The sequence below is a fragment of the Streptomyces sp. NPDC048337 genome (assembly GCF_043201175.1).
Lineage (GTDB): Bacteria > Actinomycetota > Actinomycetes > Streptomycetales > Streptomycetaceae > Streptomyces.
Genome location: NZ_JBICYR010000004.1, coordinates 316,263 through 343,091, shown reverse-complemented (window position 1 = coordinate 343,091; position 26,829 = coordinate 316,263). Strand labels below are relative to the sequence as shown.

27 protein-coding genes, 1 tRNA gene, 2 pseudogenes and 1 riboswitch are annotated in these 26,829 nt (G+C 70.1%); of the genes and pseudogenes, 10 read left to right on the top strand and 20 right to left on the bottom strand.

Features of this window, described 5'->3' with window-relative positions:
• Positions 1 to 181: 181 nt before the first annotated feature.
• Genes ACGFYU_RS09605 through ACGFYU_RS09585 form a run of 5 tightly spaced genes read right to left on the bottom strand, consistent with a single transcriptional unit; the run spans position 182 to position 4,845 of the window.
• Positions 182 to 742: a hypothetical protein gene (locus ACGFYU_RS09605; RefSeq protein ID WP_393826701.1), complete on the bottom strand. Its 561-nt coding sequence runs from the start codon at positions 740 to 742 to the stop codon at positions 182 to 184.
• Positions 739 to 1,458, bottom strand: a complete 720-nt coding sequence (locus ACGFYU_RS09600; protein ID WP_393819235.1) for a (2Fe-2S)-binding protein — start codon at positions 1,456 to 1,458, stop codon at positions 739 to 741. Before ACGFYU_RS09600 ends, ACGFYU_RS09605 begins: the two co-directional genes overlap by 4 nt.
• Entirely contained in the window at positions 1,452 to 2,522 is a 1,071-nt protein-coding gene (locus tag ACGFYU_RS09595) for an ABC transporter ATP-binding protein (RefSeq protein ID WP_393819234.1), read from the bottom strand. The genes ACGFYU_RS09600 and ACGFYU_RS09595 overlap by 7 nt, the downstream gene beginning before the upstream one ends.
• Entirely contained in the window at positions 2,519 to 3,631 is a 1,113-nt protein-coding gene (locus ACGFYU_RS09590) for an iron ABC transporter permease (protein ID WP_365922879.1), read from the bottom strand. The genes ACGFYU_RS09595 and ACGFYU_RS09590 overlap by 4 nt, the downstream gene beginning before the upstream one ends.
• Complete coding sequence (locus tag ACGFYU_RS09585) at positions 3,628 to 4,845, bottom strand: ABC transporter substrate-binding protein (RefSeq protein WP_393826700.1); 1,218 nt, start codon at positions 4,843 to 4,845, stop codon at positions 3,628 to 3,630. The genes ACGFYU_RS09590 and ACGFYU_RS09585 overlap by 4 nt, the downstream gene beginning before the upstream one ends.
• Before the next feature lie 249 nt (positions 4,846 to 5,094).
• Positions 5,095 to 5,280: riboswitch (cobalamin riboswitch) on the bottom strand.
• A 235-nt stretch (positions 5,281 to 5,515) separates the two neighbouring features.
• Here ACGFYU_RS09585 and ACGFYU_RS09580 point away from each other — a divergent pair.
• Both ACGFYU_RS09580 and ACGFYU_RS09575 read left to right on the top strand, forming a co-directional pair.
• Positions 5,516 to 5,944, top strand: coding sequence for a hypothetical protein (locus tag ACGFYU_RS09580; RefSeq protein ID WP_365922883.1), 429 nt, complete (start codon positions 5,516 to 5,518; stop codon positions 5,942 to 5,944).
• A gap of 565 nt (positions 5,945 to 6,509) precedes the next feature.
• Positions 6,510 to 6,710: pseudogene (locus ACGFYU_RS09575) on the top strand (slipin family protein); the annotation flags it as partial.
• Between the two features lie 6 nt (positions 6,711 to 6,716).
• On the opposite strand, the gene ACGFYU_RS09570 reads toward ACGFYU_RS09575, so the two are convergent.
• The 3 genes from ACGFYU_RS09570 to ACGFYU_RS09560 form a co-directional block, all read right to left on the bottom strand.
• Positions 6,717 to 8,228: an alpha/beta fold hydrolase gene (locus tag ACGFYU_RS09570; RefSeq protein ID WP_393826699.1), complete on the bottom strand. Its 1,512-nt coding sequence runs from the start codon at positions 8,226 to 8,228 to the stop codon at positions 6,717 to 6,719.
• Between the two features lie 75 nt (positions 8,229 to 8,303).
• On the bottom strand, positions 8,304 to 9,872 hold the full coding sequence (locus ACGFYU_RS09565) for an alpha/beta fold hydrolase (protein ID WP_393826698.1): 1,569 nt from the start codon (positions 9,870 to 9,872) through the stop codon (positions 8,304 to 8,306).
• An 84-nt stretch (positions 9,873 to 9,956) separates the two neighbouring features.
• On the bottom strand, positions 9,957 to 10,877 hold the full coding sequence (locus ACGFYU_RS09560; RefSeq protein WP_393826697.1) for a hypothetical protein: 921 nt from the start codon (positions 10,875 to 10,877) through the stop codon (positions 9,957 to 9,959).
• Here ACGFYU_RS09560 and ACGFYU_RS09555 point away from each other — a divergent pair.
• Entirely contained in the window at positions 10,816 to 11,367 is a 552-nt protein-coding gene (locus ACGFYU_RS09555) for a LysR family transcriptional regulator substrate-binding protein (RefSeq protein WP_393826696.1), read from the top strand. The two genes, ACGFYU_RS09560 and ACGFYU_RS09555, sit on opposite strands and share 62 nt — an antisense overlap.
• Positions 11,368 to 11,677: 310 nt before the next feature.
• Here ACGFYU_RS09555 and ACGFYU_RS09550 read toward each other — a convergent pair whose 3' ends face one another.
• Positions 11,678 to 12,499: a hypothetical protein gene (locus tag ACGFYU_RS09550; RefSeq protein ID WP_393826695.1), complete on the bottom strand. Its 822-nt coding sequence runs from the start codon at positions 12,497 to 12,499 to the stop codon at positions 11,678 to 11,680.
• Between the two features lie 368 nt (positions 12,500 to 12,867).
• Here ACGFYU_RS09550 and ACGFYU_RS09545 point away from each other — a divergent pair, with 368 nt between their 5' ends.
• Complete coding sequence (locus tag ACGFYU_RS09545; RefSeq protein ID WP_393826694.1) at positions 12,868 to 13,410, top strand: class I SAM-dependent methyltransferase; 543 nt, start codon at positions 12,868 to 12,870, stop codon at positions 13,408 to 13,410.
• A 40-nt stretch (positions 13,411 to 13,450) separates the two neighbouring features.
• Here the strand turns inward: ACGFYU_RS09545 and ACGFYU_RS09540 are convergent, their stop codons facing one another.
• From ACGFYU_RS09540 to ACGFYU_RS09515, 6 genes are all read right to left on the bottom strand, one after another.
• Complete coding sequence (locus tag ACGFYU_RS09540) at positions 13,451 to 14,356, bottom strand: DUF6454 family protein (RefSeq protein ID WP_393826693.1); 906 nt, start codon at positions 14,354 to 14,356, stop codon at positions 13,451 to 13,453.
• A 176-nt stretch (positions 14,357 to 14,532) separates the two neighbouring features.
• On the bottom strand, positions 14,533 to 16,047 hold the full coding sequence (locus ACGFYU_RS09535; protein ID WP_393826692.1) for a hypothetical protein: 1,515 nt from the start codon (positions 16,045 to 16,047) through the stop codon (positions 14,533 to 14,535).
• Entirely contained in the window at positions 16,044 to 16,973 is a 930-nt protein-coding gene (locus ACGFYU_RS09530) for a hypothetical protein (RefSeq protein WP_393826691.1), read from the bottom strand. The genes ACGFYU_RS09535 and ACGFYU_RS09530 overlap by 4 nt, the downstream gene beginning before the upstream one ends.
• 111 nt (positions 16,974 to 17,084) lie before the next feature.
• Positions 17,085 to 17,576, bottom strand: a complete 492-nt coding sequence (locus ACGFYU_RS09525; RefSeq protein ID WP_393826690.1) for a hypothetical protein — start codon at positions 17,574 to 17,576, stop codon at positions 17,085 to 17,087.
• Between the two features lie 502 nt (positions 17,577 to 18,078).
• Complete coding sequence (locus ACGFYU_RS09520) at positions 18,079 to 18,249, bottom strand: hypothetical protein (RefSeq protein ID WP_393826689.1); 171 nt, start codon at positions 18,247 to 18,249, stop codon at positions 18,079 to 18,081.
• A gap of 37 nt (positions 18,250 to 18,286) precedes the next feature.
• A complete protein-coding gene (locus tag ACGFYU_RS09515) occupies positions 18,287 to 18,643 on the bottom strand; it encodes a PRC-barrel domain-containing protein (RefSeq protein WP_393826688.1) in 357 nt (118 codons plus the stop codon).
• 303 nt (positions 18,644 to 18,946) lie between these two features.
• Here ACGFYU_RS09515 and ACGFYU_RS09510 point away from each other — a divergent pair, with 303 nt between their 5' ends.
• Together ACGFYU_RS09510 and ACGFYU_RS09505 are read left to right on the top strand one after the other, a co-directional pair.
• A complete protein-coding gene (locus ACGFYU_RS09510; RefSeq protein WP_393826687.1) occupies positions 18,947 to 19,777 on the top strand; it encodes a hypothetical protein in 831 nt (276 codons plus the stop codon).
• A complete protein-coding gene (locus ACGFYU_RS09505) occupies positions 19,774 to 20,265 on the top strand; it encodes a SixA phosphatase family protein (RefSeq protein WP_393826686.1) in 492 nt (163 codons plus the stop codon). The genes ACGFYU_RS09510 and ACGFYU_RS09505 overlap by 4 nt, the downstream gene beginning before the upstream one ends.
• A gap of 69 nt (positions 20,266 to 20,334) precedes the next feature.
• Here the strand turns inward: ACGFYU_RS09505 and ACGFYU_RS09500 are convergent, their stop codons facing one another.
• From ACGFYU_RS09500 to ACGFYU_RS09490, 3 genes are all read right to left on the bottom strand, one after another.
• Positions 20,335 to 20,607: a hypothetical protein gene (locus ACGFYU_RS09500; RefSeq protein WP_393826685.1), complete on the bottom strand. Its 273-nt coding sequence runs from the start codon at positions 20,605 to 20,607 to the stop codon at positions 20,335 to 20,337.
• Between the two features lie 177 nt (positions 20,608 to 20,784).
• Entirely contained in the window at positions 20,785 to 21,015 is a 231-nt protein-coding gene (locus ACGFYU_RS09495; RefSeq protein ID WP_393826684.1) for a hypothetical protein, read from the bottom strand.
• 5 nt (positions 21,016 to 21,020) lie between these two features.
• Positions 21,021 to 21,578, bottom strand: coding sequence for a DUF5994 family protein (locus ACGFYU_RS09490; protein ID WP_393826683.1), 558 nt, complete (start codon positions 21,576 to 21,578; stop codon positions 21,021 to 21,023).
• A gap of 314 nt (positions 21,579 to 21,892) precedes the next feature.
• Between ACGFYU_RS09490 and ACGFYU_RS09485 the strand changes: the two are divergent.
• A pseudogene (locus ACGFYU_RS09485) lies at positions 21,893 to 22,398 on the top strand (DUF5994 family protein).
• A 334-nt stretch (positions 22,399 to 22,732) separates the two neighbouring features.
• On the opposite strand, the gene ACGFYU_RS09480 reads toward ACGFYU_RS09485, so the two are convergent.
• A tRNA-Gly gene (locus ACGFYU_RS09480) sits at positions 22,733 to 22,803 on the bottom strand.
• A gap of 467 nt (positions 22,804 to 23,270) precedes the next feature.
• Here ACGFYU_RS09480 and dcd point away from each other — a divergent pair.
• Both dcd and ACGFYU_RS09470 read left to right on the top strand, forming a co-directional pair.
• Positions 23,271 to 23,858 (top strand): dCTP deaminase, encoded by a 588-nt coding sequence (gene dcd, locus ACGFYU_RS09475; RefSeq protein ID WP_030009868.1) that lies wholly within the window; start codon positions 23,271 to 23,273, stop codon positions 23,856 to 23,858.
• Positions 23,855 to 24,355 carry a phosphoribosyltransferase gene (locus ACGFYU_RS09470; RefSeq protein ID WP_326588922.1) on the top strand — a complete coding sequence of 167 codons (501 nt, stop codon included), beginning with the start codon at positions 23,855 to 23,857 and terminating at the stop codon, positions 24,353 to 24,355. Before dcd ends, ACGFYU_RS09470 begins: the two co-directional genes overlap by 4 nt.
• 86 nt (positions 24,356 to 24,441) lie before the next feature.
• On the opposite strand, the gene ACGFYU_RS09465 is transcribed toward ACGFYU_RS09470, so the two are convergent.
• Positions 24,442 to 25,356, bottom strand: a complete 915-nt coding sequence (locus ACGFYU_RS09465) for a Yip1 family protein (protein ID WP_393826682.1) — start codon at positions 25,354 to 25,356, stop codon at positions 24,442 to 24,444.
• Between the two features lie 262 nt (positions 25,357 to 25,618).
• On the opposite strand from ACGFYU_RS09465, the gene ACGFYU_RS09460 reads away from it, so the two are divergent.
• Complete coding sequence (locus tag ACGFYU_RS09460; protein ID WP_393826681.1) at positions 25,619 to 26,611, top strand: hypothetical protein; 993 nt, start codon at positions 25,619 to 25,621, stop codon at positions 26,609 to 26,611.
• Positions 26,612 to 26,829 lie beyond the last annotated feature (218 nt).

Sequence of the window (26,829 nt, the reverse complement as noted above, 5' to 3'; positions counted from 1 at the left end):
TAAGCTTGCGAATCACCCGGCGCTCCGGCAGGAGAACGCCATCTGACCTGCGGAAATGTTCTTCACGAAGGGGCTTCCTCCGGTCCCGGGTGTATCCCTTGTTGACCGCTGTGCACCGCCTCTACTGGCACGTTGTGGCACGGCCCCGCACGCAGCACTCGCCGGGCGCGCCTCTCTTGCCTCAACCGCTGTGCCGAAACCCCTTGCCCGTGCGGTCCAGTGGGTCGGGCGAAAGGCCCAGGAAGCGGTCGCGGAGGCTGTCCCACGCGGTGAGGCGGGTGAAGTCGGGGGTGTCGAGGATCTCTTGGCGGTCGGTGAGGAACGGGTTGGGCAGCAGGACGGTCATCATCTGCTCGTCGCGGCCGTTGAACAGGCGGGCTCCCCAGCTGACAGGGGCGCCGTCGGAGCCGAGGCTGCGGTAGAGCTCGGCGCGGGAGCAGCGGCGGATGCGGCCGAGTTCGGGGCCGGAGGCGGTGTGCTCGCCGATGCACAGGTGGAAGTGCCAGGCGCCGAAGTCGACGGTGGCGTAGCCGTCGTTCATGGTGATGGCGGTGGGGGCGCCCGGGGCCCCGACCTCCCAGGCGGCGCCTTCGATGATGGGTCCGAAGTGGATGTGCTGCCAGTGGTCGGTAAAGACGGTGGTGACGAGGTCGAGGAGGGTGGCCTCGTCGACGGGGAGGGGCCAGACGTGTTGGGTGCCGCCGCCGGGAGTTTCGACGACGGTCGGCTCGGAGTTGGTCATGCGGTCTTCTCCTTGGGGTTGAGGACGCAGTCGCCGCAGGTGCCCGCGCCCGGCACCCGGTAGTACAGACAGCAGCTGCGGCGTCGGAAGGCGAGCGGTGCGGCGGGGGCGACGCGGTACGTACCGGCGCCTGCCAGTGGAGGCCGGTCCAGTAGGGCGCGGACGAGCGGTACGACGGGCAACGGGGTGCGTGGCTGCCTGGCGAGCAGGACGCGGTGCGCTCCGATCAGCGCCGAGGCGGCGTTGCCGCGCAGGGTGTGGGGGGACACGCCGGACACGCGCCGTACGGCGTCGGCCCACGGGGCCAGGTTCTGGACGGCGACGGTGTTGTGCAGGGCCGGGAGCGGATCCTGCTCCACCTCGCGCACGTCGGGAAGCCACAGATCGAGGGGCCCGGAGGCGGGCAGGCGCCACCGCAGCCGGTCGGGCCCCAGGTCCGGGACGCGGCCGGTGAGCGCGGCGCAGGCGAGGGCGATCGACCAGAGTCGGGAGGCGGTGCCCAGGTGCAGGGTGGACGCGGCCACCCTGGACTGGTCGGTGCCCAGCCGCCCGGAGACGTTCCGTACGCATTCCTCAAGCACACCCGGGTCGGCGTACAGGTCGGTTATCGGCCGGAAGCCGTCGGCATCGGGACGGGGGCCGGTGGCCACCGCGAAGTAGGGGCCGATCGTGGAGATCCGCGCCAGGGTGTCGGGGGTGACGACCGCGTTCACCACGTCCGTACCGCCCGCGTCAGCTCGTGGAAGCTGAGCGTGCGGACGACCCGCCCGTTCGGGCTGGTGAGGACGATCCCGTCCGCTCCGTCCCAGCTCACCCTCGGGCCGGTGGCTGGGTCGCCCGGATCCGCGACGGCCAGTCCTTCCCGGGCGAGGGCGCGTTCGAGGAGCGGGAGCACATCGGGCGGCGCGTCCACCGTTACGCGGGCCCGCTCGGCGCGGCGCAGTCCGAAGGTGCCGGAGACCGGGTCGAAGGCGAGGTGGTCGGCGTCGAACGCGGCGCCCACGGCTCCGCCGCGGATCAGGTCCTCGGGCGCGCCGGCGTGGACGCGGGAGTCGCGGTCGACGAGCCAGACCGCATCGGCCACCCGCAGGGCCAGCTCCAGATCGTGCGTACTGACCACGACGGTCAGGCCCTTGTCCCGGGCGAGGTCCCGCAGCAGCACCGTGAGCGCCACCCGTGAGGGGACGTCGAGGAAGGCGGTCGGCTCGTCGAGGAGGACGACCTCGGGTTCCTGGGCGAGGGCGCGGGCGGTCAGGACGCGCTGGCGCTCGCCGTCGGAGAGCTCGGCGGCCGGCCGGTCGGCCAGATGCCCGGCCCCCACCGCCCCCAGCGACCACTCGACGGCCGCGTGGTCCGCGGCCGTGAGGCGGCCGGTGAAGCCGGTGTGCGGGTGGCGGCCGAGCCCGGCCAGTTCTCGTACGGACAGCAGCCCGGGGTCCACCCGGTCGGTCAGGACGACCGCGAGCCGCCGGGCGAGCGCGGCCGGCCGCTGCCGTGCGAGGTCGGCGCCACCGATGCGTATCCGGCCGTCGAGCGGCGGCAGGAGCCCGCACAGGGTGCGCAGGAGAGTGGACTTGCCCGCGCCGTTGGGGCCGAGCAGGACGGTCAGTTCGCCGGCCCGCGCCTGGAGGTCCAGCCCCGAGAGCACGGCACGCCCCGTGCCGCGGCGGCGCGGCGACCGGGTGCGGTAGCCGACGGCGAGCCCCTGGGTGACCAGGCCGCCGGTCCGGTCCGGTCGGTCGGCCGTGTCCGTGACGGGTCCGGTCATCGTGTCGGTCACGAGGCCACTCCTTGTACGCCGCGACGGCTGCGGATCAGGAACGCGATGACGACGGGGGCGCCGAACAGTGAGGTGATGGCGTTGAGCGGCAGCACGGAATCCGTGCCGGGCGGCTGGCTCAGCAGCGCGCACGCCAGCGCGAGGAAGGCCCCGGCGAGCATGGACGCCGGGATGAGCGCCCGGTGGTCCGAGGTCCCCAGCGCCACCCGCGTCAGATGCGGCACCGCGAGGCCCAGGAAGGCGACGGGGCCGCAGAACGCGGTCGCCGCGCCCGCCAGCAGCGACGTGCCGAGCAGGGCCAGATCGCGGCTGCGCCGCACGTTCAGCCCCATGGTGCGGGCGTAGTCCTCGCCGAGCAGCAGGGCGTTGAGGCGTTTCGCGGTCAGCAGCGCGGTCAGCAGGCCGGCACCGATGACGGGCAGCATGACCTGGAGGTCGGGCCAGGTCGTGGCGCTGAAGCTGCCCAGGCCCCACATGACGAACTGCTGGGCGCGTTCGGGACGGGCGTAGACGAGCATCACGCCGACCACGGCGGTGGCCGCCGACCCGATCATGACACCGATGACGAGCAGGGTGACGGCCGACTGGACCCATCGCGAGAGCAGCAGTACGAGGGCCAGCACGGCGGCGGCGCCGAGCGAGGCGGCCAGGACGACGCCCCCACGCCCCAGTCCGGCGAGGTTTCCGGTGAAGCTTCCGGCCACCCCGCCGGTGCCGACCACCACGGCGGCGACGCCCATGCTCGCGCCCGAACTCACCCCGAGGGAGAACGGGTCGGCCAGCGCGTTGCGGAACAAGGTCTGCATCTGTGCGCCCGCCACCGCCAGGGCGGCACCGACGGCGGCGGCGGTCAGCGCGCGCGGCAGCCGCACCTGCTCGACGATCACCGTCCATCGCGGGTCCTCGGCGGTGCCGCCGAACAGGATCCGCACCACCTCCGCGACCGGCACCGGGTGGGAGCCGGTCGCGATGGTGAGGACGAACAGCGTGGCGGTACCGGCCGCGAGGGCGAGGACGACGGCGAGGCGCCGCCGCCCCGCCCGCAGCGGCCGCGGGGCGTCGGGGGCATCCGGGACGGCGGTCGGCGCGGTTGCCGTGTGCGTCGTCACGCCTTCGGCACCGGCTGGTAGAAGGTGAACGTGTGGTCCTTCGCCTGGTCCGGGTGCATCAGCGCGAAGAGGTCGGCGAGGACCAGGTCAGGGCGCAGCACGCCGCGCTCGAAGTAGTCGTTGCCGCCGCCGGAGCCGAGCGCCTTGGTGTTCGTCCAGACCGCACCGCCGGAGAGAGCCTTCAACTGCCCGTACCGGTTGTCCGCCTTCACCGCGTCGGCGGTGGACTTCCACTTCTGGTCGGCGATCCAGACCGGGGCCTCGCCGCCCTTGGCGTACACGGCCTCGAAGTTCAGCTGCAGGTTGCCGGTGCCCGCCTCGCCGGCCCAGGGGTAGGTGCCGCCCGCGTCCTTGATCAGCTGGGCGGCGTAGCTGCCGCCGGCGGGCATGTACCAGGTGCCCTGATACATCGTGCCGGGCAGGATTTCGACGGCCTTGCCCTCCTTTACCGCCTGTGCGCCCTTCTCGGCGACCTTCCGGTAGTCGGTCTCGATGGTGTCGAAGACCTCGCCGGCTCGCTGCTCCGCCCCGGTGAGCGCGGCCATCGCCTTGACCCACTCGGCGCGGCCGAGCGGACTGGCCTCCAGCCACTCGGCGTTGGCGACGACGGCGATTCCGGCCTGGCGCAGCTTCGGGTACTGCGGGTCGTCGGTGCCCTGGGTCATCAGTACATCCGGCTTGGCGCCGATGACCGTCTCGGCGTTGAGCGTACGGTCCTTGGCGTACTCGGTGACCTTCCCTGCCTTCACCCGCTCGATCACCTGGGCGGAGGAGATGGTCGCGGTGCTCGCCACCCCCGTCAGCACGTCGAGGGCGCCGGTCTCGGTGAGCAGCGGCAGGTGGGTGGTGGAGGCGGAGTACAGGCTCTTGACCGGAACCGTGACCTGCTGCGCGGACGCCAGCTCACCGGTCAACTCCGGCTTTGGCGCACCGCACTTGACCAGGACGTACGACTCGGGCTTCCCCTTGGGGAAGGGCTCGTTGACGGTGAGCACCTGGTAGCTCTTCTCGTACCGGAGCGTGAAGTTCTTGGCGTGCTCCACCGTCGACTTGACCGGGAAGTAGTCCTTGGCCGGGTCGAAGTCCTTGATGCAACCCTCCCCGGCGGCCTGGGCCTTGGCGTCGGCGGGCGGGCCGGCGTCGCTGCCGCACGCGGTGAGCGTGAGGGCGGCGGCGAGGAAGGCCACCACGGCTGCCTGACGGCGACTGGGCATGGCGGATCGTACGGACAAGGTGACTCCTGGTGACGTTCATGGGCAGTGCGCAGCACTGGTACGCAGGGCACGTGATGCGGGCGTACGGGAAGGAACCCGCTGGGGGAGGGGGTCGTCAGAACCTGAGGGAACGGGCGCAGGAATCAACCCGGGCAGGCCGGCTCCGAAGAACCGCGGGCAGCGTGAAGCCGCCACCGCACATACGCAGGCACACGGGTGCCACCGCCTCTCCTGGGGAAATCCGCCCCGTACATCGAGGTGCGACGGCGTGAGTCTCCTGACTCGGGATCACGGCTTCTCCGGCCTTCCCACCCCCGGATGGGGCGGTGGCCATGGGTGGAGTCGCTCCCCCTACACAGTGGCGGTACCGTGCCGGAATCTCACCGGCTTCCTCGTTCCGCCGTCGCTTGTCGGACGGAAGCATCGCAGAACCGGCCGCAGCCCCGCCAGACCCACAACTGTGCGACCGGCCACAGCGCGTGGTCGTCGGGCTCGGGGGAGCCCGCCCGGAGCTCTGCCTCAGCGAGCTCGTGGCGCGCATGGCACCCAATAGGTCTAGACAACAAACAAGCCCCAGGTCGCTGACCTGGGGCTTTGCTATGGAGCCTGTCGTTCTGCCGGGACGGGGCGCTAGGTTCGGCCCGTCATCAGCGACCGACCAGGGGGAACGATGCGCATCCGTCATGCCCTGCCGACCGCCGCGGCCGCCGCCGCGGTCGTCCTCGCGCTTCCAGGCACCGCCCACGCCGCTACCGGATCCGCCTCGGTGACCAGCGGATACGGCACGGCGAGCGCCTCGTGGACGTGGGCAGGCCCGGGCAGCCTGTCCAACATTAACCTCACCGTCCGCGACACCAAGTGCAATGCCAACCCGGTGTACGCGAAGTTCAAGGTCTACCGGACGAACGGTCAGTACTGGACAACCTCGACGCTCCGCTACGACTACAACGGCTGCAACGGGAGCGGGACGCCGCACAATGGCCTGAGCCTCTCGGACGGCTACAACATCGCCAACATCGCACTCATCATCTGCAACGAGGAGTGGGGCACCGACCCCTGCTCCGAGGGCTCCAAATCCGCCCGCAACCCCCTCGCCTGAGGGCCGGAGCGGCAGGGCGTCCGCCCCTCGGGGTACCGGGGGCGGGCGCCCGTACAGGTTGTCGTGCGCGAATGACGGAAACCCGGGGCTATGAACTGGCCCAGATCAACATATCCCGCCCCACCACGCGCAACCTCCGCAACAGCCATGCACGCGGGGCAAGTCAGCCTCTCGAGATCGCCCTACTATCCCTTCCGGCCGTATCTCGGCTGACCCCGGTATTGGTCCGTACGGGCCGACGCCTGCCCAAGGGGCCGCGGGGGGAGCGAGAATCTGACCGACGTGCTCGATGGCAACAGTGCGTGGCCCCTCTGCGGCCCCGGCACCAGACTGACCTACGGGCTCAACGTCCCAACGAGCTACCGGCATCGGCGGGCAGGCGCCGCAGCCATGTTTTCACGCCGGCAAGACGCACCCGAAGGGATCAGGGGGACTGACCTGCGGAAACATCCGAAAGCTAGATGTCGGACTTGGGTATGGTCCGAAGCGTAAGGAAACTCCCGGTTTGTCTGCTCCCTGCCGCTCATCGCAGGTCAAGGGCGGGCTGCGCAGAGTACAACCATCGGCCTCACGGATCACGGCCGATACGCCGGAGGCGATGCAGTTGCGCTTGCTGCAGACGGTGGTCGAGGTGGCGGCGGAGAAGAACTCCACCCTCGTGATGCCGTTCCCGGTCGAGCTGCTGCGCTACTTCGACCGGGCGGCCAAGCACTTCGACGCCGCGGACACCGCTACTGGAACCTCGGGCATCACACCCGAGGCTTAGGTCGCGTCAAGGACCGATCTCGAACTTCGGGGGCTCCACGTCCTTGAGGCAGCCCGTGTTCGGGGCCGTGGGGGTGTTGAAGAACGAGACGGCGATGGACTGCGCGCACTTCGACGTGGCGAGGACCACGTGGGGGTTGTACGGGATGGTGACGACGGTGGATCGGGGCAGGGTGCGGGCCACGTACGTGCCGCTCTCGGCGCCGGTCTGGGAGTCGAATCCGCCCGACATGACGAGGGTGGGGATGTCACTGCGGGTGACCTCCCGGGCCGACGGCGGGACCGCGGGGACGTTCCAGCCGGCGCAGTCCTCGCGTACGAAGGTGAACTGGGGGGCCTGGGCCTGTACCGAGGCGGGGAAGCCGGGGAAGTTCGCCTCGGCGCCCTTCACGGATTGCGCCTCGGTCTCGTACGGCACCATCGAGCTGCAGAACACGCCGTACTCGAGGCCGTGGGAGATCCGGCCGTCGTACTCCGGGGTGACCCTGCTCGCCGCCCACTGCTCGGCGACCCGCTGCGGGTTGCCGTGGGCCAGTTCGTCGAGCGAGCGGGGGACGCCGGGGGCCACGTGGGTGGCGGTGGTCATCCAGTTCATCAGGGCTCCGCCGTCCAGGACCACCTTCACGGGTTCGGGGCTGCCGGGGGTCTTGACGGTGGTGGTGATCGGTTTGGCCGTGAGCTGATGGATCATCCTGTCGAAGGTGGCGGGCAGGTCCGGGTAGCGGCTGTTGCACGCCGGCTGCTCCTCGCATGCCTTGAACATGCTGTCGATGCCTTGCTTGGCGCTGCTCCATGCCTGCGCGAATCCCGCCTTGGACGGTGGCAGGACGCCGTCGAGTGCGACCGAGCGGATTCCCTCCGGGTGGTCGCGCATGTAGCCGAGCGCCAGGTGGGTTCCGTAGGAGATGCCGTACACGTTCCACTGCGGGAGGTTCAGCGCGCGGCGCAGGTCGGCGTAGTCGGCGGAGCTCTGGATGTCGTTGTAGGCGCCGAGGTCGACGCCGCGGGCGGCGAGTCGGTCGTGGCAGGCCTGGATGACCGCGAGGTGCTCGCGCTCGGTGGACGGCGCGTTGTAGACGAGGCCGACGGCGCGTGCTTCGAACTCGTCTATGTTGCGGCAGGTGAGCTCCGGGTCGGCCGAATAGGTGCCGCGCTGGGACATGAGGATCACGTCCCGGTCGGTGTTCAGGCGGCCGCCGACGATCATCTTCGCCTGACCGACGGCGTCGTTGCCGGGTCCGCCGACGAGCACCACGATCGGGTCGGGTTTCGGCTTGTCCGAGGTCGCCGGCACGATCGCGACACCCAGGGTGATCTTCCGGCTGTCCGTCTTGGCGCGGTTCTCGGGCACGGTGAGCGTGCCGCACCGGGCCCCTTTCAGCTCCTCGAGCGCTTCCGGCGTCCTCGGACAGGGGCCCGGCTCGTAGCGGGCGTCGCCCACGGTGCGGGCGACCGTGCCGCTCGCTCCGCCGGGCGTCTCCCCCTGTGCGCTCGCCGGCCCCGCGAGCAGGCCGGTCACGAGTATTCCGGTGGCCGCCGCGGCCGACCTGGAGCGCAAGCGTCGTACATGCGGGCGTGACATCTGCCCTCCCGGTCACTTCGGGGTGATCGTGAACGGTTCCCACTTCTGGTCCGCCACGCAGCCGGTGTCGGGCGCGGTGGGACGGCTGAGGAAGGACTCCAGCACCTTCTGGCCACAGGGCGACTGCGGGACCACCCAGTGCCCGATGCCGGGGATCTGAACGGTGGTCGACCCGGGCAGTTGACGGGCCGTCTTCTGCGCCCAGCTCGCCCCGCTCTTCATGTCACCGGTCCCGTTGATGAAGAGCGTCGGCACCGAGCTGACGGGCGCCTCACGTATCAGGGCGGTGCGGTCCGGGACGTTCCAGATTCGGCACACCTGTTCCTGGAAGGCCAGTTGGGGCGCTTGGGTCAGGACCTGGTCCGGCCAGTCGGGGAACGCCTCGCGGCCCGCCTTCAGGAGGTCGGACTCCGAATGGTCCGGCGTCCATTCGCTGCACACCACCGAGTTCGTGAGGCCGTGGGCGCTCTGGCCGATGACCTGGGACGAACCGGCGGCGCGGGCCTTTGCGAAGCGCTCCGGGTTGCCGCGGCCGAGTTCGTCGATCGCCGCCGGGACGTCCTTGAACGGGATCGCCTTGGCGACCAGCAGGTTCACCAGTGCCCCGCCGTCGAGGACGACCTTCACAGGGTCACCGCCCTGCGGCGGCTGGACGTTCAGCGTCAGCGGCCGGGCTTCGAGCTTGCGCACCTGCTGGTTCAGGGTGCGCTCGATGTCCGGGTAGCGGCTCTTGCACTTGGGTTCCGCCGCACAGGCCTTGTAGAGGTAGTCGAGGCCCTCGGCGGCACCCGCCCAGGCGAAGGGCAGGGAGACGTACTGCGCGGGGGCGATGGAGTCGAGCGCCACCGCGCGGATCCCCTGGGGGTGCAGGCGCAGGTAGGTCAGGGCGAGGTTGCTGCCGTACGAATGGCCGTAGACGTTCCACTGCTTGATGCCGAGCGCCGTGCGCAGGTCGGCGAAGTCGGCGGCGTTCTCGAAGCTGTTGTAGGCGCTCAGGTCGGCTCCGTCGGCCGCCAGGCGGTCCCGGCACTGTTTGACCGCGGCGAGCATGAGGCGCTCGGTCTGCGGTGCGTACGAAGGGAGCCCCACGGCCGCTTCGTTGAAGCGGTCCGCCTCCGGGCAGGCGAGGTTGGGCTTGTCGTAGAGGTTGCCGCGCTGCGCCATGACGATCAGCTCGCGGTCCTTGTTCAGGCCGGAGGAGATCAGGAACGGGATGTCGTCGAAGACCTCGCCACCGGGGCCGCCCGCCATGAACACCACGGGGTCCTGGGCCGGTTTCGCCGAGACGGCCGGGATGACGGCCACGGCCAGCCGGATGATCCGGCCATCGGGGCGGTCACGGTTCTCGGGGACCTCCAGCTCACCGCACCGCGCGGTGGCCAGCGCTTCGATCGGCTCGGGCATGGTCTTGGGGCAGGGACCCGGTACGAAGCGTGCGGCGGCGGCCTTGCCGGGCCCGGTGATCTCGGTGGTGGCGCTGCGGGGTGGTGCCGCGCCCGCCGCACCCGGGGCCTGTGCCGTCAGGAGGCCGAGAACGGCCGCGGTGATCGCTGCCCCGATCCTGAAGCCCTGCTCTGCCATAGGATCCCGTTCCTTCGCCGATGAACGGCTGCCTCACCGGGGCCATGTGCCGCGGCGGTAAGGGCGGAACTCACGCAATCCACGCTAGCAGGGGGCTCGGCGGCCCGCACGGCGGCGGCCCGGCACAGCGGCACCCCTGACCGGCGTCCCAGCGGCCCCCGGCTCAGCGGAAGATGGCCATGGCCTGCACCTCCAGCGCCCCTCCTCCGCGTTCCAGTCCTGGACCTTGCCCAGGCAGCGCGCGGAGAAGGGGCCCCTGGGCACCTCGTTGCGCAGCCCCTCCGTGGCGCAGGTGACCCGTACCCGCGGCCCGCGAGCGGGGTCCTCGGGGTCCCCGTACGGGGCGAGGAAGACCGTGCCCGACAGGGTGTCGTCGATCTTGCGGAACCGGCCACGGATGAGCACGAAGTCCTCGACGTCCCGCAGCCGTATGTCCCGGCGCGCCCGGCCGGGGCGCACCGGCCGGGCCTCGGGCGCGGCGGCGAGGGCCTTCGTCAGGGCCTTGTTACGCAGGACCGTCTGCTGGACGAGATCGACGTGGACGATCACGTCCTTCTCCTCCAGCACGTCCATGACCAGGCCGATCACCGATATGGGCTCGGCGACTTCCAGGTACCTGCTGACGACCTCGCGGTTCTCCCGTCGGCCCGCGTCCGCCCCGACCCCGAAGACCTTGGTCCGGATCGTCCCGTCCTTGCTGTCGCTGGTCCGCTGCTCGACCTCGCGGCGCAGCGCGGCCGCGTACCCGCCCCGCTGGTGGGTGGCGCCGTCGATCAGCACTACCCAGGTGCGGTGGTGTTCGGGGTCGCGGGCCTCGGCCTGGCCGAACGCGGCGGCGATGACCGTTTCGGCGTCCTCGCGGACGGAGGCGGTGAGCCATTTTGCCCGCGCGACCGGTCCTTTGCGGACCGTGCGGTGTCCGGTGCGGCCGCCGGGCGGGGCGATGATGTCGTGCGGGCGGCGGATTGCGGGCTCGGCGTCGTGGACGACGGCGAGGGTGGCCATCCGTTTCCGGCAGGACTTCTCCCCGGTCGACAGCCGGGTGCGGAGGGTGTGCCGGGCCTTCGCGGCGGCCTTCGCGGTGGCCTCGCGCAGGTGGCCCGGGCGCATCACGATCCAGCTCCGCGATCGCCCGCTGATCAGCCTGCCGCGTGGCACAGGGCTGCGCGGGGTACTGGACCGCGCGTGCGCGCAGGCGGGGTTCCGGCCCCGCATCGCCTTCGAGGCAGCCGCTCCGCTGTTCCTTGCCCAGCTCGCCGCCCGCGGTCTCGGCGTCGCGGTGGTTCCGGCCCTCCCCGCCGGCGCGGCAGCGGCCTCCGGGCTGCGGACGCTGGAGATCACCGAGCCGCGGCTGCGCGGCCGGGTAGCTCTGGCCTGGCGCACGGACGGCCCCTCCAGCCCCGCAGCCACTGTCTTCCTGGACCTGCTGCGTACAACCCTCACCGCGCCAGGGGCCGACACCCGCACCGCCGAACGTGAGGCCTCAGCGGGCTGACCTGGGTCCAACCTGATGCGCCGTGAGGGCAGTTATGGCACGCGAAGGACACGCGAGCCCTGAGAGGTCTAGACGACGAAGAAGGCCCAGGTCGCTGACCTGGGCCTTCGTTCAAGAGCGGATGACGGGAATCGAACCCGCGCTATAAGCTTGGGAATCACTCGGCTCTGGGAGCTTGATAGGTCGTTGACCTGTATAAACGTGCCTCCCTGCGATGCTGGCGGGGACGCCGGATGGTCCTCTGTTGACCACTGTTTACCGCCCTGACTGGCACGTAGTGGCACGCGTCCTCAGGCAGGAGGCTGATGGTTCAGGTCGTGGTCCGCTGCCCGTCTGCATCGCACGGCAGTGTGCTCGTGGGGTGATCGGTGGCGAAGTCCTCGGAGATGTCCTCGGCTGCTTCTCGCATCGCCTCGTTCGTGATCCGGATCCGGCCGGAGAAGGGGTTGTCGATGTCCTCGATGAGTAGCAGGGATCCGGTGAACAGCGCCGCCAGTACGCACAACAGGATGAGGTGCGAGGGCCCGCGCTTGCGGGGCAGGCCGAAGGCGAAGGCCCCGACGGTGGCGGCCAGGGCCACGACCATGAACCAGTAGACGAACGAGGGAATGGCGGGGCTCGCCTCCGAGATCCGGGTCTGCCGGGCCTTGGAGCGTTCGTCATCGGCTTCGACCAGGAGGCTGAAGGTGGCGTCGCCCTTGTGGGCGAGTTCCTTGAAGTGCCTGCGGAAGTCGGTGGACCACACCGAGGCCATCGGGGACTTCGCGCCGCCCTCGGCCATGAGGGGCCATTCGGCGGCCCGGATGGCCCGCGAGTAGCAGACGGCGGCGGCCTGGAGCCGTTCGCGCTGTGGCTCCGGGGCGTAGTCGGCCACCTCGTAGAGCTGGTCGACCCGGCTGGCTTCGGCCTCGACGGCCGTGGCGGCGGCGCCGTACGACTCGGCCGCCACGACGATGACGAAGGCGACCAGGAGGACGGCCAGTGTCTCCAGGGGGCTGATCAGATCGCTGACGGACGCCTCGTCGTCGTCATCGTCGTTGGTGAGGCGCCGACGGCGGAGGTGGTTGGCGATCAGGCCGAATGCGAGTGCCGTGGCGATCGCCGCAACGGTGATGGTCGTGGTCGTGGTCATGTTCATGGCCCAGGGGAGATCGGGTTGGCGGACACCCCCGCCGACCTCAGCCCACCACGGTGTGGGGTGCGGCGCGATGGGGGTGGTCCAGGTGGACCTGCCCGCCCGTGGCCGTTCGGGTGGGCCCGCCGGGGCCCAATCTGACGCATGTCAGGGCACTTGTGGCGCGCACCTGGGATCGCTCCCGCAAGCGGTACCAGCCCAGCGGGCCGGTGAGGCCGCCTCCGGGCTGCCGGCCAGGTTGAGAAGCATTCCCAGCCGATCCGATGCCGGGTGGCAGCCTGCTGTTTGTTCTCCGTTGGGTCTGGGGTAGCTGTCGGGGCATGCGTGACTTAGTGCGGGAGCAGTACTACCGGCATCGTGCCCCGGTGTACGACGAGACAAGCTATCGCGGCGACGAGGTGGTGAACGCAGGGCTGGACCGGGAGACGGCCGAGATCGGGAAGCTGCTCGCCGCGCTGCCCGAGGGGCGGGTTCTGGACGTCGGCTGCGGGACGGGGGTGTGGACTCAGTTCCTCCGCGGTGACGTCGTCGCTCTGGACCAGAGTGCGGAGATGCTGGGTCTGACGCATGTGCGGGTGCCGCGGGCGCGTCGGGTGCGTGCGCTGTTTCCACCGCTGCCGTTCGCTGCCGGCGCCTTCGACCGGATCGTCACCGCCAACTTCTACGGGCTGCTGCGGCCGCGTGAGCGGGCCGTCTTCCTTGCCGAGGTGCGCCGTACGGCCCGCGAGCTGATCGTGATCGACCTGCGCAGCGACGGCGACCAGCACGAGGAGAGGATGGAACTGCGGACCGTCGACGGGACCAGGTATCCGATCTTCCGGCGCCGCTTCACTCCGGAGAGCCTGAGCTCGGAACTGAGCGGCGAACTGATGTTCTGCGGGCGCTATTTCATGGCCGTACGGGTGTAACACGGGTACGGCCCGGAGGGCTGTGGGTCGGGGCGGGCGGTCACGCGAGCCGTGTCTCCAGGGTGAGCAGCTGGGAGTCGCCCGCCGCTTCTCCGTCGTCGGGGGCGGCGAACATCCGCAGGACGCCGCCGTCGGTCTCCAGGTGGACTGCGTTGTAGGTGACGACACGGCCGGCCGGGGACAGGGTGGTCATCGGTGCCTCGTGTTCGATCCGGCCGGACTCGATGTCGACGACGGCGATACCGCCGAGGCTGAAGATGCCAGGACCCGGGACGGGGTATTCGGCGATGCCTGTGCACACCATGTGGCCGCCGCCCGCGCTGACGCAGGTCTGGTAGTCGACGAAGTGACTCTTGTTGTCGACCTGGTGGGTGAGCCGCCCGTCGGTGGTGAAGGTGAGCAGGCGCCTGGACCCCCAGGTGACGGCGTGCAGCAGGCCGGTCTGGCGATCGCGGACGATGCCGCCGATGTGGTCGTCGAAGCGGAACGCCTCATGCACCTCCAGGGTGTCGGGGTCCAGCCGGTAGACGATGGATCGTGAACCGGGTCGGTATTCGGCAGTCGGGACCCACAGGGATTCGCCGTCGAAGTCGATGCCGCCGGGGTGATAGATCGCGCCCTCGCCGACAGCCACGTGGCCGAGTTCCGCGCCCTCGCCGTCCGTGACGAACACGTGCCCCCGACCCTTGCCCGGGGTGCGGTCGTAGCCGTCCACGGGGCTGTCGTACGCACGGGTCGCTTCGGTGATCTCTGCGGTTGACACGTACAGGCGGTGGTCGTGGCCGCGGGTGATCCCCTGGGGATGGTGGGCGGGAAAGTCGAACGGCACCTGTCCCACCACGGACCATGCTGTCCCGCGGGTGAGTTGCCGTACCGCCGTGACCACGGCGTCGTTCGAGTCATCACGCGCGGAAAAGGAATCAGGGGATTGACGAAGAATGCTCATGACTCGTCAACGACCCCTCGACGGCCGTGTAACGGGCCATCCGACAGCCCTCACAGCCCTGACTGGTACGTAGGCCCGCGTCTCGGGAGGCTCTCGGCTGATGGCCACAGCCCCTCATGGGTCGACGCTCGCGCGAGGGGACCCCGTGTGGCGGTCGGGTGACGGAGGGCGGCGATTCACCAGTTGGGGTTCAGCGTGAGCGAGGTGGTCTCGTCGAGCATCCAGACGTCGAACTCCTCCTGCGTGCCGTAGAGCGGCTGTCCACCGAACTCCCTCGTCAGCGCGGCGAGGTCCGCGAGGGCCTCGGTGGGCTGGTCACCGGCGAGCGCGGCCTGTACGCGGCCGAACCGGGGCAGGACCTTGTGAGCGACGTAGGCGTTGCGTTCCCTTCCGAGCTGCTCGGTCGTACGGCGCAAGGCGTCGGCCATGAGGACGGCTGTGGCGGCCTCCTGCTCTAGGAGCCGGATCCGGGCTTCGGCCGCGGCGTCCGCACGCGCGGCGAGCAGGGCGATCTGCAGACCCTGGACGATGAGGCCAGCGGCCGCTTGGCCCACCACACCTCCGACGAGCGCACCGACCACGGGAATGGGCAGGATGGTCTGGCCGACGACACCGCAACCCCACACGAGGCTGGTTGACACGGCGGCGGTCGAGGCGCGTACCGCGAACTGCTTCACGCTGCAATTCCCCAGGGCGAGGTCCAGCCCGGCCTCCGCAACCGCGAACGCGGCCTGCGCGGTGGCTCCGGGGAGCGTTCCACCACCCAGCACGGCGGGAAGGGCACCGGCTGCGGCGGCGATACGGACGCCTTCCCCGAGCGCGGCCATTCCGCCGGAGCGAGCGGCCCCACGGACGGCAGCGCCGACTGCGGTGAAGGCGGCGACGGAGGCCGAGGTCTCACCTGCTCGGGCACGCGCCGCCTCGCGGGCTGCCGCGATCACACCATCGGTGATCGGGCCCGGCAAGGCGGCGGACCGGGCCGCCCCGACGATCTGCCGTGCGCCGGAGGCCAGGGTCTGCTGGTTCGCCCAGCGCTGAGGGTCACGCGCTGCCCGGTGCGCGTCATCCAGAGAGACGCCTTGGCCTCGTACGTGGCCGTGCTCAAGCCGGTCGTTCAGATGGGCGCGGGCGTCTTGGTACTCCTCATACCGCAGCCCCTCCGGGGACATGGTGAGCCGTCTGTCCAGGAGGTCCTCGACGGCCCGAAGTCGGTCGGAGGCGACCAGACGGGTCATACCGTCGTAGTGCGGGCGGGCGACCTGGTGTGCGGTGGCGGAGTCACTCTGGAACAGTTTCGCCTGTGCCTGCCCGACGAGGCCGCCCCGGTCCACCAGATGCAGATCCGCCGGGGCGGTTTGGGAACCGTCCGGAGCCCAATCGGTGACGACGGCGCGCACCGAGGAGCCCTTGCTGATGGCGGACAGGTTGAAGGACAGCGCGTGCATCACCTCGAAGAGGTGTCCCGCGCGCTGGGCGTTGCCGTCGTTCGCGTAGCGGGTGGCGAGGGCCGCCGCCGTCTCCCTGACCCGCAGCGTCTCCAGAGTGGCGACGGCGAGTCGTCGACTCGCCCTGTCGGCCAGCGCCCAGGCCGCGGCGTCGGCACCACCGGGTAGGGCGTGGTCGTGCAGGGCGCGGTTACTGCCGGTCTCTTTGGACTGGTCGTCCGACTGGTCGTCCGACTGGTCGTTCACCGGGCGGTCGTGAGGGCGTGAAAGCGAGTCCGGGTGTCCTTCATCACGCGCTTCGACAGGTCGGTGACATGCCCCTCGTCGTCGGTGATCGGAGTTCCCATGACGGCGACCGTGGCGCCGGCCAGGCCGACGAGTACGGCGACCTCGGCTCTCTGAGCGTGTGTGTAGGCGGCGTAGTCGTCCTGACTGTCCACCAGCGCACGCAACGCCGGCAGCCGGCCGCGCATCTCTTTGCGGAGGCCGTCCAGCAGCTGCCGTACCTGGCGGCTGCGCTTGCACGAGGCGTCGGCAAGGGCCTCCTTGACACGGAGTTCCGAGGTGATCTTGTCGAGTTCCGCGGCGAAGGCACGCTGCTCGCGGAGGTCATTGCGGCCCTTCCACTCGACGAAGCCACCCAAGGCCAGCAGGACAGGAACGGCCACGATGCCGGCGAGCACTGCCGTACCGGCCGCGACTCCGCCGCCGCCCGCCGCCAGCGAGCCGCCGCCCAGCCAGGCGAGCGTGGCACTCGTGGCCGCCGCTCCCGAGAGGGCGGAGATGGCGGTTCCGGTGGACGCGGCGGCGAAGGCCCCCACCGCGGCGAACGTGGCCGCTCCCGCACCGGCCCCGACGGCCGCACCACCGGCCAGTGCGGCAATCGTGTTCACCGCGTCCAATTGGATCCGTCGTACCTCTACGTCCGTCACATCTGACTCCGGCGGCTCGGCGATCGCCACCAGTTCCGTCAGGTCGACATTCTTCAGACGGGAGAACACGTCACGGAACGGCACGAGCGCGCTCCCGTATGCCCTGCGCCGGGCCTTCTCCTGCGCCGCCGTCTCCGCCGCCAGGCGCTCCGCGAGGCACTCTTCCCGCTGGATCAGTTCCTTGTGCCGATGCTTGTTCTTATTGGCCAAACCGATCGCGTCAAAGATGGCTATGCCCATCCGGACTGCTCCATTCCCAGGCTGCGGCCGTGCCGCTTGCTGGTTACTCCGCGTGCGGGCTTCTCGCCCTGGTTGTTCGCAGGGGAGGGCTCAGGGGCCCCGCCCGGTCGGCTACAGGACAGAGATGATCGCGGCGCGCTGGCGGGCGTGTTCGTCGGCCGTGATCGCTTCGATGGCCAGGAGCGCGTCCAGGCGGGCGAGGCGGGCAGAAATGACCGCCGGAGACGTGGTTGCGTCGGGCCGCCATGCCGCGGCCTCCGGGACCGGCGGGGTAGCCGCAGGCCTCGGCGTTGGGGGGCGGTGGGTGTGGGGTCGCGGGGCGAACCGATCGGGCTGCGGCTGCGGCTGCGGCATGGCCTGCGCGCCCCATGCGGCCCCCTGCTGCGGGGTGGCCTGCTGGTCATACCGGGCGTTGTCGGCACGGCCGTGCAGTGACATAGCGTGTCCGCAGCCCCGGCAGTTGCGGGTGGCGGCTCGGCCCACCTCGGTGAGGCCGGCCGTCATGAGTCCGGCCATGACGCGGCCCGCCTTTCTCCCGCCCTCGTTGATCGCCGAGTTGGTGCATCGCTTGCAGTCAGGGCAGACGGTCTGAACACGGACCATGTGGTCTCCATTCGTGGGCAGTTGGCACGGAGTCAACACTGTGTTGCATTCTGAAGCAGGCGCCCGTACCGGCGGTATCGGTGCGCGCCATGTGGACCGCTGATGACGGCCGGACCCCAGTGAATCGCGGTGTGTTGGGCGGCGTGATCAGCCAGACCTGAGGAGCGGGATCCGCGCATGTGTGACACCGCGCCCTCATGTCGACCACACCCGGCAAGGGGACAAGCGGTGCCCAAGTGGTGCGCGCGCCTACTAAACAGGTCTAGACAACGAAGAAGGCCCAGGTCGTTGACCTGGGCCTTCTCTCAAGAGCGGATGACGGGAATCGAACCCGCGCTATAGGCTTGGGAATCAACGCCGTTCAGACCGTCCGTATGTCTCCTGACCTGCGGATACGGCCTGTGGGTGGGCCCCTTACGAGGGGCTGTCTGCACCGGGGGTGACCGCTGTGCACCGTCCTGAAGGGCACGGATGGGGCACGGGTGGAACGCTCCTGCCGGTACTACCGAAGGTGGCTGCGATGCGAGCGTCGGGACCATCGTGTGGCGATGAAGACCACGCCGGCCACGACGAGCAGGATGGCGATGACCAGGAGATAGAGCATGTCTTCCGCCACCACGCCGATGAGTCCCAGGATGACGGCCACGAGAAGCAGGAACAGGAGGATCGTCATAGGGAGAACACCTCCTCTGGCACGGGGCTCGGGGTGGTCAGCGGCGAGCGAGTTGCCGTTCGCCGCTGGCCCCCGGCTGGTAGGCCATCTCGTAGTGCTTGAAGATCGCTTCTTCCTGCTCGGCGGGCAGGATGTCATCAGTGCCGATGGCCGGGGCCTTCTTCACGATTGCCTTGGCGTGCGCGACCTTGACGTAGCCCGGTCCCAGGATCGCCTCGTCGAGAGGAACGAAGACCAGGCGCCGGCGGGTGGGCAAGCCGGTGAGGACGGTGGCCATGGCCGGTTCGTCGGTAGAGGTGTGCACGTAGATCGCTTCCAGCGAGCCGATCCTGTGTCCTTTCGGGTCTACGACGTCGCAGTCGCGCCACTCGCGGATATCGGCTGAATGGATCATGCCCCGCTCCCTGCGGCGCGACGAGGGTGACACAACGGCCCCGGCACATTCACACGCCGGGGCCGCCCTTCCGGGCGCTGCACGTGAGAGTGCACCGACCCATTCATCATGGTATGCCCCTGGCGCTTCTCCGGCACCAGTGACTTGTCCCCGCGATACAGGCCAGACAGCTGACATGGTTCAGCGCACCTCGACCGACAGGACTGCGACCCCACGACCGTGCGACGCGTGGCATTCCACAACGTTGGCGTCCTGGTCAGGTCCTCCCCCGTACCGGAGGTTTCCACGACTAGCCTCCGCATCATGTTGCGTATCGCCGACACTCGCACCGGCCGCCTCGTGGAGATCCCCTCCGCACACCGCCACCTGCTGCGCATCTGCGTGCACTTGCCGGTCATCGAGACCGGGATCGGCACGGTGCACGTGCGGGCGTCTCTGGTCGGTGACGTACTGGCGCGCACCGCGGAGCTGCATGGGCTGCAGTCCGTCACGGTCCTCACTACGCCGGACCTGCCGCCTGAGCCGGCCCAGACGCTCGAACGGGCCATGGCCGTTCTCGGCATCCACCCGCCCGCCACCGCCGGCGTTCACCATGTGGCCGAGACGGTGTGCGCCGCTGCCGACGTGCACGTGCTCGCGTACGGCACCGCCGTGCAGGACGCCGTCAGCGGGGTCCGGATCGACGTGGGCCAGGTCAGTCCAGCACCCCCGGACGGGGGCGTCCCAGACCGTGGCCACCCCCTCGCCTCGGATCTCCCGGACGCATTCGCCCCAGAGGGGACCGACCCGCTGGCTGTGAGGATGCTGTTGCTCGGCCACGCCTACCGCACGCCGGTCACGGTCACCAGCGCGGCGCTCGCCGAGGCCCGGCGGATGCTGAGGCACTGGCGGCAGCAGGTGGCCGACTGGGCGCAGGAGCCGTCCAGGCCGATCCCCGCCGACGCGCTGCGACAGGCCCATGCCGTGCTCGCCGATGATCTCGGCGTCCCCGCTGTCCTGGACATGCTGGTCAGCGTGGCGAAGCGCGCCGAGGTGCCGGCCGGTGCCAAGTTCGAGGCGTTCGCCTTTCTCGACCGGGTCCTCGGGCTGGACCTCGTGCGCGAGGTCGGCCACCAGCGCCCGGCGACGCCATGACTCCAGGCACCTTGCGGCGCCTGGTCGTCCTGCGGCACGCCAAGTCCGCCTGGCCGCAGGACGTGGCGGACTCCGAGCGGCCACTCGCCCCGCGCGGCTGCCGCGACGCCCCGGCGGCCGGCCGCTGGCTGCGCGAGGCCGACTGTGTTCCCGACCTCGTCGTGTGTTCCCCCGCCCGTCGCACCCGCCAGACGTGGGACCTCGTCACGGCCGAGTTAGGCGCCAGCGCTGCGGTGATCCACGAGGAACGCATCTACCGGGCGAGCGCCGGGGAGTTGCCCGAGGTCGTACGAGAGATCCCCGCGCACGTACGGACGCTGATGTTGATCGGGCACAACCCCGGCGTGCAGGAGCTGGTCCTGCTGCTTGCCGGTGGGACGGACGGCTACGCGCTGGAGCAGACCCGTACGAAGTTCCCGACATCCGCGATCGCCGTGCTGCGCGTGCCGGGGCCTGGTCGTCCCTTGAACCTGGTGCCGCCCGGCTGACCGACATGGTCGTGCCCCGCGGCGCGAACCCCTGACGGGGCGGTCCCGACTGGTGCCGAAGGAGCGGGCTCAGCCGCGCTCCTCCTCCTCGGCCTCCATGCGCCGGATTCCCTCGTGCGTGAGGGTGACCATCGCGGGTGAGTTGCCCGGCTCCCAGTCGACGGTGATCAGGCCCTCGCCCGCCAGGTAGGTGCAGGCGGCGGCGAGGTCCTGCTCCGGAATGTGGAGGTCGTGTTCCAGCTTGGCCCCGGTGATTCCGAGAAGACGGTTGCCTTCGATGGCTTCGTACAGGATCCGCAGAACCTGCTCGCGGTAGGTCTTGCGCTCGCCCAATGTCGCCATGACCGGGTCCTCTCGTGCGTGGGGTGGGCGCCGGGCTCCGGTCCGTCAGACCTCGTCGGCGTGTCCGACCGACGGCAGCGCGGCTTCGGCGTGTTCCCTTCTGGGCGAGGGGAGAAATCGGCGGGTGGGACGCCTTCGCGTCCCGCCCGCTGCCCCGGTCGGAGGGAGCCATGTCTCTCACCGGTCGGCATCCGTGCGGTGGGCTCGACGACCGGTGTCGTCCGGCTGACCGGGGGATCCTGGCGCCCGCCCGTGGTGCTTCCTGCTTCGCCGAGGGACACCGGGCAGGGCGTCATTGAAGTGGTGGGCCGCGATCCGTGCGTCGTCCTGGGTGTTGAGCAGGTGGATCAGGCGCATTCCGATGGCGGTCACGACGATGATCGCCGCGATGAGGACGATGGTGTCCATGGTGCTCACCTCCAGGTGGACCGTCGCCCGGGCAGGTCGCCGAAGGGTGACATGCACGCCCCGCCTTCGCTCTCCCAGTCCTCTACGCGGCTTCGCGCGTCCCGCATGCCACCACCGATGGCGGCTTCGGCTGCCATCAGCGCGCGAGCGGTGAGGACGCTCCCCGGGATTGTGGCGGCGGCCATCAGCCGGGCTGCGGCGGCGGGCTGGGTCTCGGGCGGGATCACCAGCAGGTCCCAGCGTCCGACGGTGCCGGAGAGCAGAATCAGCTTGTCGGGGTCCTGTTCGGTGAACCAGCCCACGTGCACCGTGTGCCCGGCGACGGGAACCTTGTGCGGGATGACGGGCCAGCGGGTGGGGTTCACCGTGACGTGAGTCATCCGTCCCCAGGGTCCGTCCAGCGCGTCGGCCAGCGCCGGAAGCTCGGCTTCGAGGTCACGGGAGCGTGGCCACCAGGCGCCGTCCAACTGGCAGGCAAGTGCGGTCTCCGGCGTGAGAGACAGGCGCGCCGGGAGAGCGGGAGCCAGTACGCGGGACGCCGCGCGTTCAATGGGCGCAGTCATGGCGCGGACCTGTCCCCAGGCCGTCCGAGTACGGCCCGGTGCCTTGATCGCCGAAAATGACGTCCGCATGGAGCGGGCGTACGAAATACTCCCGGTTCCTTCACCCTACTCCGGTCCGCGGCCCCGGAACCCGCCTCTGACCAGCTATTTTCCGGTATCGGCGAAGAGTCCCAGGATGTGTGGCTACGAGCATCACCGTAGGCACACGGAGTACCGTGAATCCGTGGCGCCATCTCGCCGGTCAACAGCCATCCCGACGCCGCTGCCGGCATCGGACGACGTGTCGCCGCACCTCGCAGACAGGCGAAGTCACCATGGCCGTATCCGACAGCCCCACTCCTCCGAAGCGCCTCCCGGACGAGATCCACCAAGCGGTCAAGCCCGGGACGGCCTTGGTCCGACTGGAGACGACGCAGTCCCGTGAAGGGTCCTCGACGGCGCGTGGTGGCCGCTCTCCCGTGACGCCGCAACCGAGCTGCCCGCCCTGATCACGGCACTGACCGGGCATCTCGGCACCATCACCAGGGTCGGCCTGGACGCTGCCGCCTGGCAGGACATCCCGACCCGCCTTGTCGTCGACGATCAGGTCGTGCACCTCGACTCTGACCCGGTCGGCGATGACACCGTCCTCATCACCCGCGGCGACAACGACCACTTCGTGCTGCTGGTGGTCCCTCCGCACACCACGGCCGAAGCCGCCCGCGAGGCGATGGCCCGTGCCGTCCGCGCCGACAACATCACCCAGGCAGCTCAGATCCTCACCGCAACCGCACCCGACCCTGCAGACGCGCGCCCTGGACCGGCAGCGACATCCAGCTGATGGCGACCACGGGCCGCCTCGGTGCCACTCGGGCGAGGCACAGCTCCGCTGACGCGGTCGGCCGCCCAGCCGGGCTGATCCCGAAGCTTCGTACCGGGGTCGGGTTGCCCTTCCGCTTTATGACCTGTCCTGTCACAGCCTCCCCTGCTCATGAGGTGGTCGCAGTACGGATGCCGGAGGCCACCGACGATCAGGTCATGTGGCCTCCTACAGGCCCGATACCGCGGAACTCGCCGAGGGTTTCGCGGAGTTGGGGCAAACAGAGGGCGGGCAGGCCCTGAGAGGTCTGGACAACGAAGAAGGCCCAGGTCTCTGACCTGGGCCTTCTCTCAAGAGCGGATGACGGGAATCGAACCCGCGCTATAAGCTTGGGAAGCTCATGTTCTACCATTAAACTACATCCGCACGGCGGTCCAGATGCCTGGAATCCGTATCGTCGCCCACTCTACCCCATGATCGACCCCCGGTGAATTTGCCGCGGGGTCGTTGTTGTGTGTGGGGTGCACCAGGGCGTGTGGGTGCGGGAGTTGGGGCGTACCGTGTGGGTGCGGAGCGGCGGCTGGAGTGGGTCCCGATCATCCCCTAATGTGGCGATTCATCGCAGTATCGCTCGTTGGGGAAAGGGACTCGATGGAGCACACCGTCGTCCGTTGTGCCGAAGGGCACGTATTCAGTACCGCCTCCTTCCCGCTGCAGCACCTCGGTGCCGGCCGGATCGGGCCGGGGCGGCTGCTGCGGTGTCCGCGGTGCGCGCGGCTGAGGCAGGCCGTGCCCGTGGGGGCAGCGGTCAAGCGGTAGCGGAGACAGCGGACGGGCGCGCGGGCGCCGCTCTCGATTGGGGGTGGCCCGCGCGCTCTGCGTATCCTCGGGACGTGCTTCTCTCTGACAAAGACATCCGGGCCGAGATCGACAGCGGACGGGTTCGCATCGACCCGTTCGAGGAGTCGATGGTGCAGCCCTCCAGCATCGATGTACGTCTCGACCGGTTCTTCCGGGTGTTCGAGAACCACCGGTACGCCCACATCGACCCGGCCATCGAGCAGGCGGATCTGACGCGGATGGTCGAGCCGGAGGGGGACGAGGCCTTCATCCTGCATCCCGGTGAGTTCGTGCTCGCCTCCACGTACGAGGTCATCTCGCTGCCCGACGACATCGCCTCCAGACTGGAAGGGAAGTCCAGTCTCGGCCGGCTGGGGCTGGTGACCCATTCGACCGCAGGGTTCATCGACCCGGGGTTCTCCGGGCACGTGACCCTGGAGCTGTCGAACCTCGCCACGCTGCCGATCAAGCTCTGGCCGGGCATGAAGATCGGGCAGCTGTGCATGTTCCGGCTCAGCTCGCCCGCGGAGTTCCCGTACGGCAGCGAGCGGTACGGGTCCCGGTACCAGGGGCAGCGCGGCCCGACCGCCTCGCGCTCCTTCCAGAACTTCCACCGCACCCAGGTGAGGCACGAAGCATGAGTGACGGAGTACGAGAGAACCTCGACTACGAGGGGTTCGGGCGGGCCGTGCGGGAGCTCGCGCAGACCATCGCCGACGACGGCTACGAGCCCGACATCATCCTGAGCATCGCCCGCGGCGGGGTGTTCGTCGCGGGCGGGCTGGCGTACGCGCTCGACTGCAAGAACATCCACCTGGTGAACGTCGAGTTCTACACGGGTGTGGGCACCACCCTGGAGATGCCGGTCATGCTGGCGCCGGTGCCCGAGGCGATCGACTTCACCGACAAGAAGGTCCTCATCGCCGATGACGTGGCCGACACCGGGAAGACGCTGAAGCTCGTCCACGACTTCTGCCTGGGCCATGTCGCCGAGGTGCGGTCCGCCGTCATCTACGAGAAGTCCCACTCGCTCGTGAAGTGCGAGTACGTGTGGAAGAAGACCGACGAGTGGATCAACTTCCCGTGGTCCGTCGAGCCGCCCGTCGTGAAGCGTGAGGGGCAGGTGCTCGACGCCTGAGCCCACCGATACGTGGAAAGGCCCGCCGCGCAGTTCTTGCGCGGCGGGCCTTCGTGCTGGTGGGTGGTGGGGGGCGGCGCAGACGCCTAGATCGTGCCCAGCTTGATGATCGACAGCAGGGCGATCAGCTGGATCGCGGAGGCGCCCAGCGCCTTCGGCCACGGCAGGTCGTGGGACTTCGAGATCAGCGAGGTGAACAGGAAGCCCGCCGCCACCCAGGTGGCCCAGCCCAGGACCTGGACCAGTCCGTTGTCGCCGCCCAGGAACATGGCGAAGAGCAGGCGCGGGGCGTCCGTGAGCGACATGACCAGCATCGACAGGCCCACGGTCGGCTGCCAGGCCCCGTCGCCGCCCAGTTGGCGGGCCAGGGTGTGCGTGACCGCGCCCAGGAGCAGGCCGCAGATCAGGAAGGCCACGCCCGCCGACAGGACGATCGGGACGGCCTTCGAGAGGGTCGCGTTGATCACGTCCTTGCGGGCCTCGTCGAGGCCGAAGACCGCGAGCAGCCCGTAGAGGAAGGTCACGATCAGCGCCGGGCCCCAGACCGCGTAGTCGCGCATCTGGAGGAAGGTCTGCCCCGGCCGCGTCACGATGCCGCTGAGCAGTTCCTTCCACGGCAGCCGCGGGCCCGCCGGGGCGGCCGCGCCGGCGCCCGCCTGGTACGTCGCGCCCTGGCCGTACGGGTCCTCGCCGACGGCGAAGACCTGCGTGTGCCCCGGGTTGTCGTTCGTGTAGCCCCCGTGGCCTCCGCCGCCTCCCTGGCCGTACGGGGGCTGCGGCGCGTGCTGCTGCTGACCGTACGGGTCGAAGTACTCGGGCTCACCGTGGCCCGCGGCGCCCTGCTGCGGCCACTGCTGCTGCGGGGGCGGGCCCGCGGGAGGGTAGGGCTGCCGGCCGTACGGCGCCTGCGGGGGTTGCTGCGAGGCGTACGGCTGCTGCCGCGGGGGTTGTTGCGGGGTGCGGTTGTTGTCCCGGCCCCGTCCGATCCTGAATCCAGCCACGTGATCGAAAGTACCTGGTCCGGCGGGGCCCGGTGGCCGGGCGGCCGGATTCGTGGCCTTTGCGGCTGAGCTGTGACATCCCCTAGGGGAACCCCGGGGGGCTGTCCCCACCCCGGGGTGGCGGCCGCAGGGAGTCCGATTTACGTGGTCGCGCTCGATTCTGGGGGTTCTCGTTACATTGCCGACGGATTACGCACATATCGGGTCCGTAGCTTCGTATCCGTAGCCGCCCCCCACCGCAGAGCACGAGAAGAGCCCCGTCATGCGCAGCACCCGCCGTACCACCCTCCGCACCGCAGTCGTCGTCGCCGGTGCGGCCGCCGTCCTGGCCGTTCCGGTCGGGTCGGCCTTCGCGGATTCCCCGACCGTGCCGGAGCCGGAGGTGCTGCCCGGCATCGAGCAGCCGTCGGTGGACCCGTCGGTCGAGCCGTCCGTCGAGCCGCCGGTCAAGCCCGAGGTCGACCCGTCCGTGCCGCCGACGACCCCGCCGGTCAAGCCGCCGGTCAAGCCGGGCCAGGGCGTCCGGGCGTACGTCACCACCGTGAAGCTGGCGGACGGGTCCGTTGCCAAGGTCTACAAGATCGCCACCGACCACTTCGAGGCCGACATCTTCGCCGGCTCCACGAAGCTGGACACGCTCGTCAGCAAGGGCGGAGCGGCGGCGTACGGGCAGAACAACGGCCTGCACGTCGTGCTCCAGCCGAACGGCACCGTGACCTCGTGGATGGAGGGCGCGGACAAGCCGAAGCCGCCGGTCAAGCCGGAGGTCAAGCCGGAGGTCAAGCCGGAGGTCAAGAAGGAGAGCTCGGTGCGGATCACCATGCCCGACGGGCGGATCGCCAAGCTGGTCGACGGCCCGAAGGGCAAGCGCGTCGAGATCTCCATGCCGAACGGGAACGCGCTCGGCACGATCGACCTGAAGCGGCCGAGCGTGCTGAACGACGGCTGGACGTACAGGCTCGTCCAGGACGGCAAGCGCGTGAAGTTCGTCGTCATCGACGGCAAGGCCGGCGGGAACAGCTGGACGTACGACTTCGCGGGCAGGCTGATCGAGGAGTACAAGGTGGCCACCAAGCCGGAGCCGAAGAAGCCGGTCGCGGACCGGGTCGTTCCGAAGGGCGGCGTGAAGGCCGGTGCGGAGGGGGTGACCCCGCCGCAGGGCGACACCCCGGTGCTGCTCGCCGCGGGCGGCGGTATGGCCGCGGTGGGCGCCGCCGGGCTGGGCTTCGCCGTGCTGCGGCGTAACCAGGCCTGACGGCCGTGAACGCCGGAACGGCCGGTCCCCCGAGTGGGGGACCGGCCGTTCCGGCGTAGCACGGACTACTTGGCGTCCTCGGCCCCAGCCTCGCCGGCCTCGGCCTCCGGCGCCGCCTTGGCGTCGTCGGCCGTCTCGGCCTGCGCCTCGGCCTTGGCCTGGTCGGCCGTTTCGGCGTCCGCCTCCGGCGCTGCTTCGGTCTCCGCCTCAGCGGCGGC

Bases quoted from the DNA above. Each gene is read 5' to 3' on its own strand.
- ACGFYU_RS09605 (WP_393826701.1), bottom strand. From the start codon at position 742: ATGACCAACTCCGAGCCGACCGTCGTCGAAACTCCCGGCGGCGGCACC.
- ACGFYU_RS09585 (WP_393826700.1), bottom strand. From the start codon at position 4,845: ATGCCCAGTCGCCGTCAGGCAGCCGTGGTGGCCTTCCTCGCCGCCGCC.
- ACGFYU_RS09580 (WP_365922883.1), top strand. From the start codon at position 5,516: ATGCGCATCCGTCATGCCCTGCCGACCGCCGCGGCCGCCGCCGCGGTC.
- ACGFYU_RS09565 (WP_393826698.1), bottom strand. From the start codon at position 9,872: ATGGCAGAGCAGGGCTTCAGGATCGGGGCAGCGATCACCGCGGCCGTT.
- ACGFYU_RS09555 (WP_393826696.1), top strand. From the start codon at position 10,816: ATGATGTCGTGCGGGCGGCGGATTGCGGGCTCGGCGTCGTGGACGACG.
- ACGFYU_RS09560 (WP_393826697.1), bottom strand. From the start codon at position 10,877: ATGGCCACCCTCGCCGTCGTCCACGACGCCGAGCCCGCAATCCGCCGC.
- ACGFYU_RS09550 (WP_393826695.1), bottom strand. From the start codon at position 12,499: ATGACCACGACCACGACCATCACCGTTGCGGCGATCGCCACGGCACTC.
- ACGFYU_RS09540 (WP_393826693.1), bottom strand. From the start codon at position 14,356: ATGAGCATTCTTCGTCAATCCCCTGATTCCTTTTCCGCGCGTGATGAC.
- ACGFYU_RS09530 (WP_393826691.1), bottom strand. From the start codon at position 16,973: ATGGGCATAGCCATCTTTGACGCGATCGGTTTGGCCAATAAGAACAAG.
- ACGFYU_RS09525 (WP_393826690.1), bottom strand. From the start codon at position 17,576: ATGGTCCGTGTTCAGACCGTCTGCCCTGACTGCAAGCGATGCACCAAC.
- ACGFYU_RS09520 (WP_393826689.1), bottom strand. From the start codon at position 18,249: ATGACGATCCTCCTGTTCCTGCTTCTCGTGGCCGTCATCCTGGGACTC.
- ACGFYU_RS09515 (WP_393826688.1), bottom strand. From the start codon at position 18,643: ATGATCCATTCAGCCGATATCCGCGAGTGGCGCGACTGCGACGTCGTA.
- ACGFYU_RS09510 (WP_393826687.1), top strand. From the start codon at position 18,947: ATGTTGCGTATCGCCGACACTCGCACCGGCCGCCTCGTGGAGATCCCC.
- ACGFYU_RS09505 (WP_393826686.1), top strand. From the start codon at position 19,774: ATGACTCCAGGCACCTTGCGGCGCCTGGTCGTCCTGCGGCACGCCAAG.
- ACGFYU_RS09500 (WP_393826685.1), bottom strand. From the start codon at position 20,607: ATGGCGACATTGGGCGAGCGCAAGACCTACCGCGAGCAGGTTCTGCGG.
- ACGFYU_RS09495 (WP_393826684.1), bottom strand. From the start codon at position 21,015: ATGGACACCATCGTCCTCATCGCGGCGATCATCGTCGTGACCGCCATC.
- ACGFYU_RS09490 (WP_393826683.1), bottom strand. From the start codon at position 21,578: ATGACTGCGCCCATTGAACGCGCGGCGTCCCGCGTACTGGCTCCCGCT.
- ACGFYU_RS09470 (WP_326588922.1), top strand. From the start codon at position 23,855: ATGAGTGACGGAGTACGAGAGAACCTCGACTACGAGGGGTTCGGGCGG.
- ACGFYU_RS09460 (WP_393826681.1), top strand. From the start codon at position 25,619: ATGCGCAGCACCCGCCGTACCACCCTCCGCACCGCAGTCGTCGTCGCC.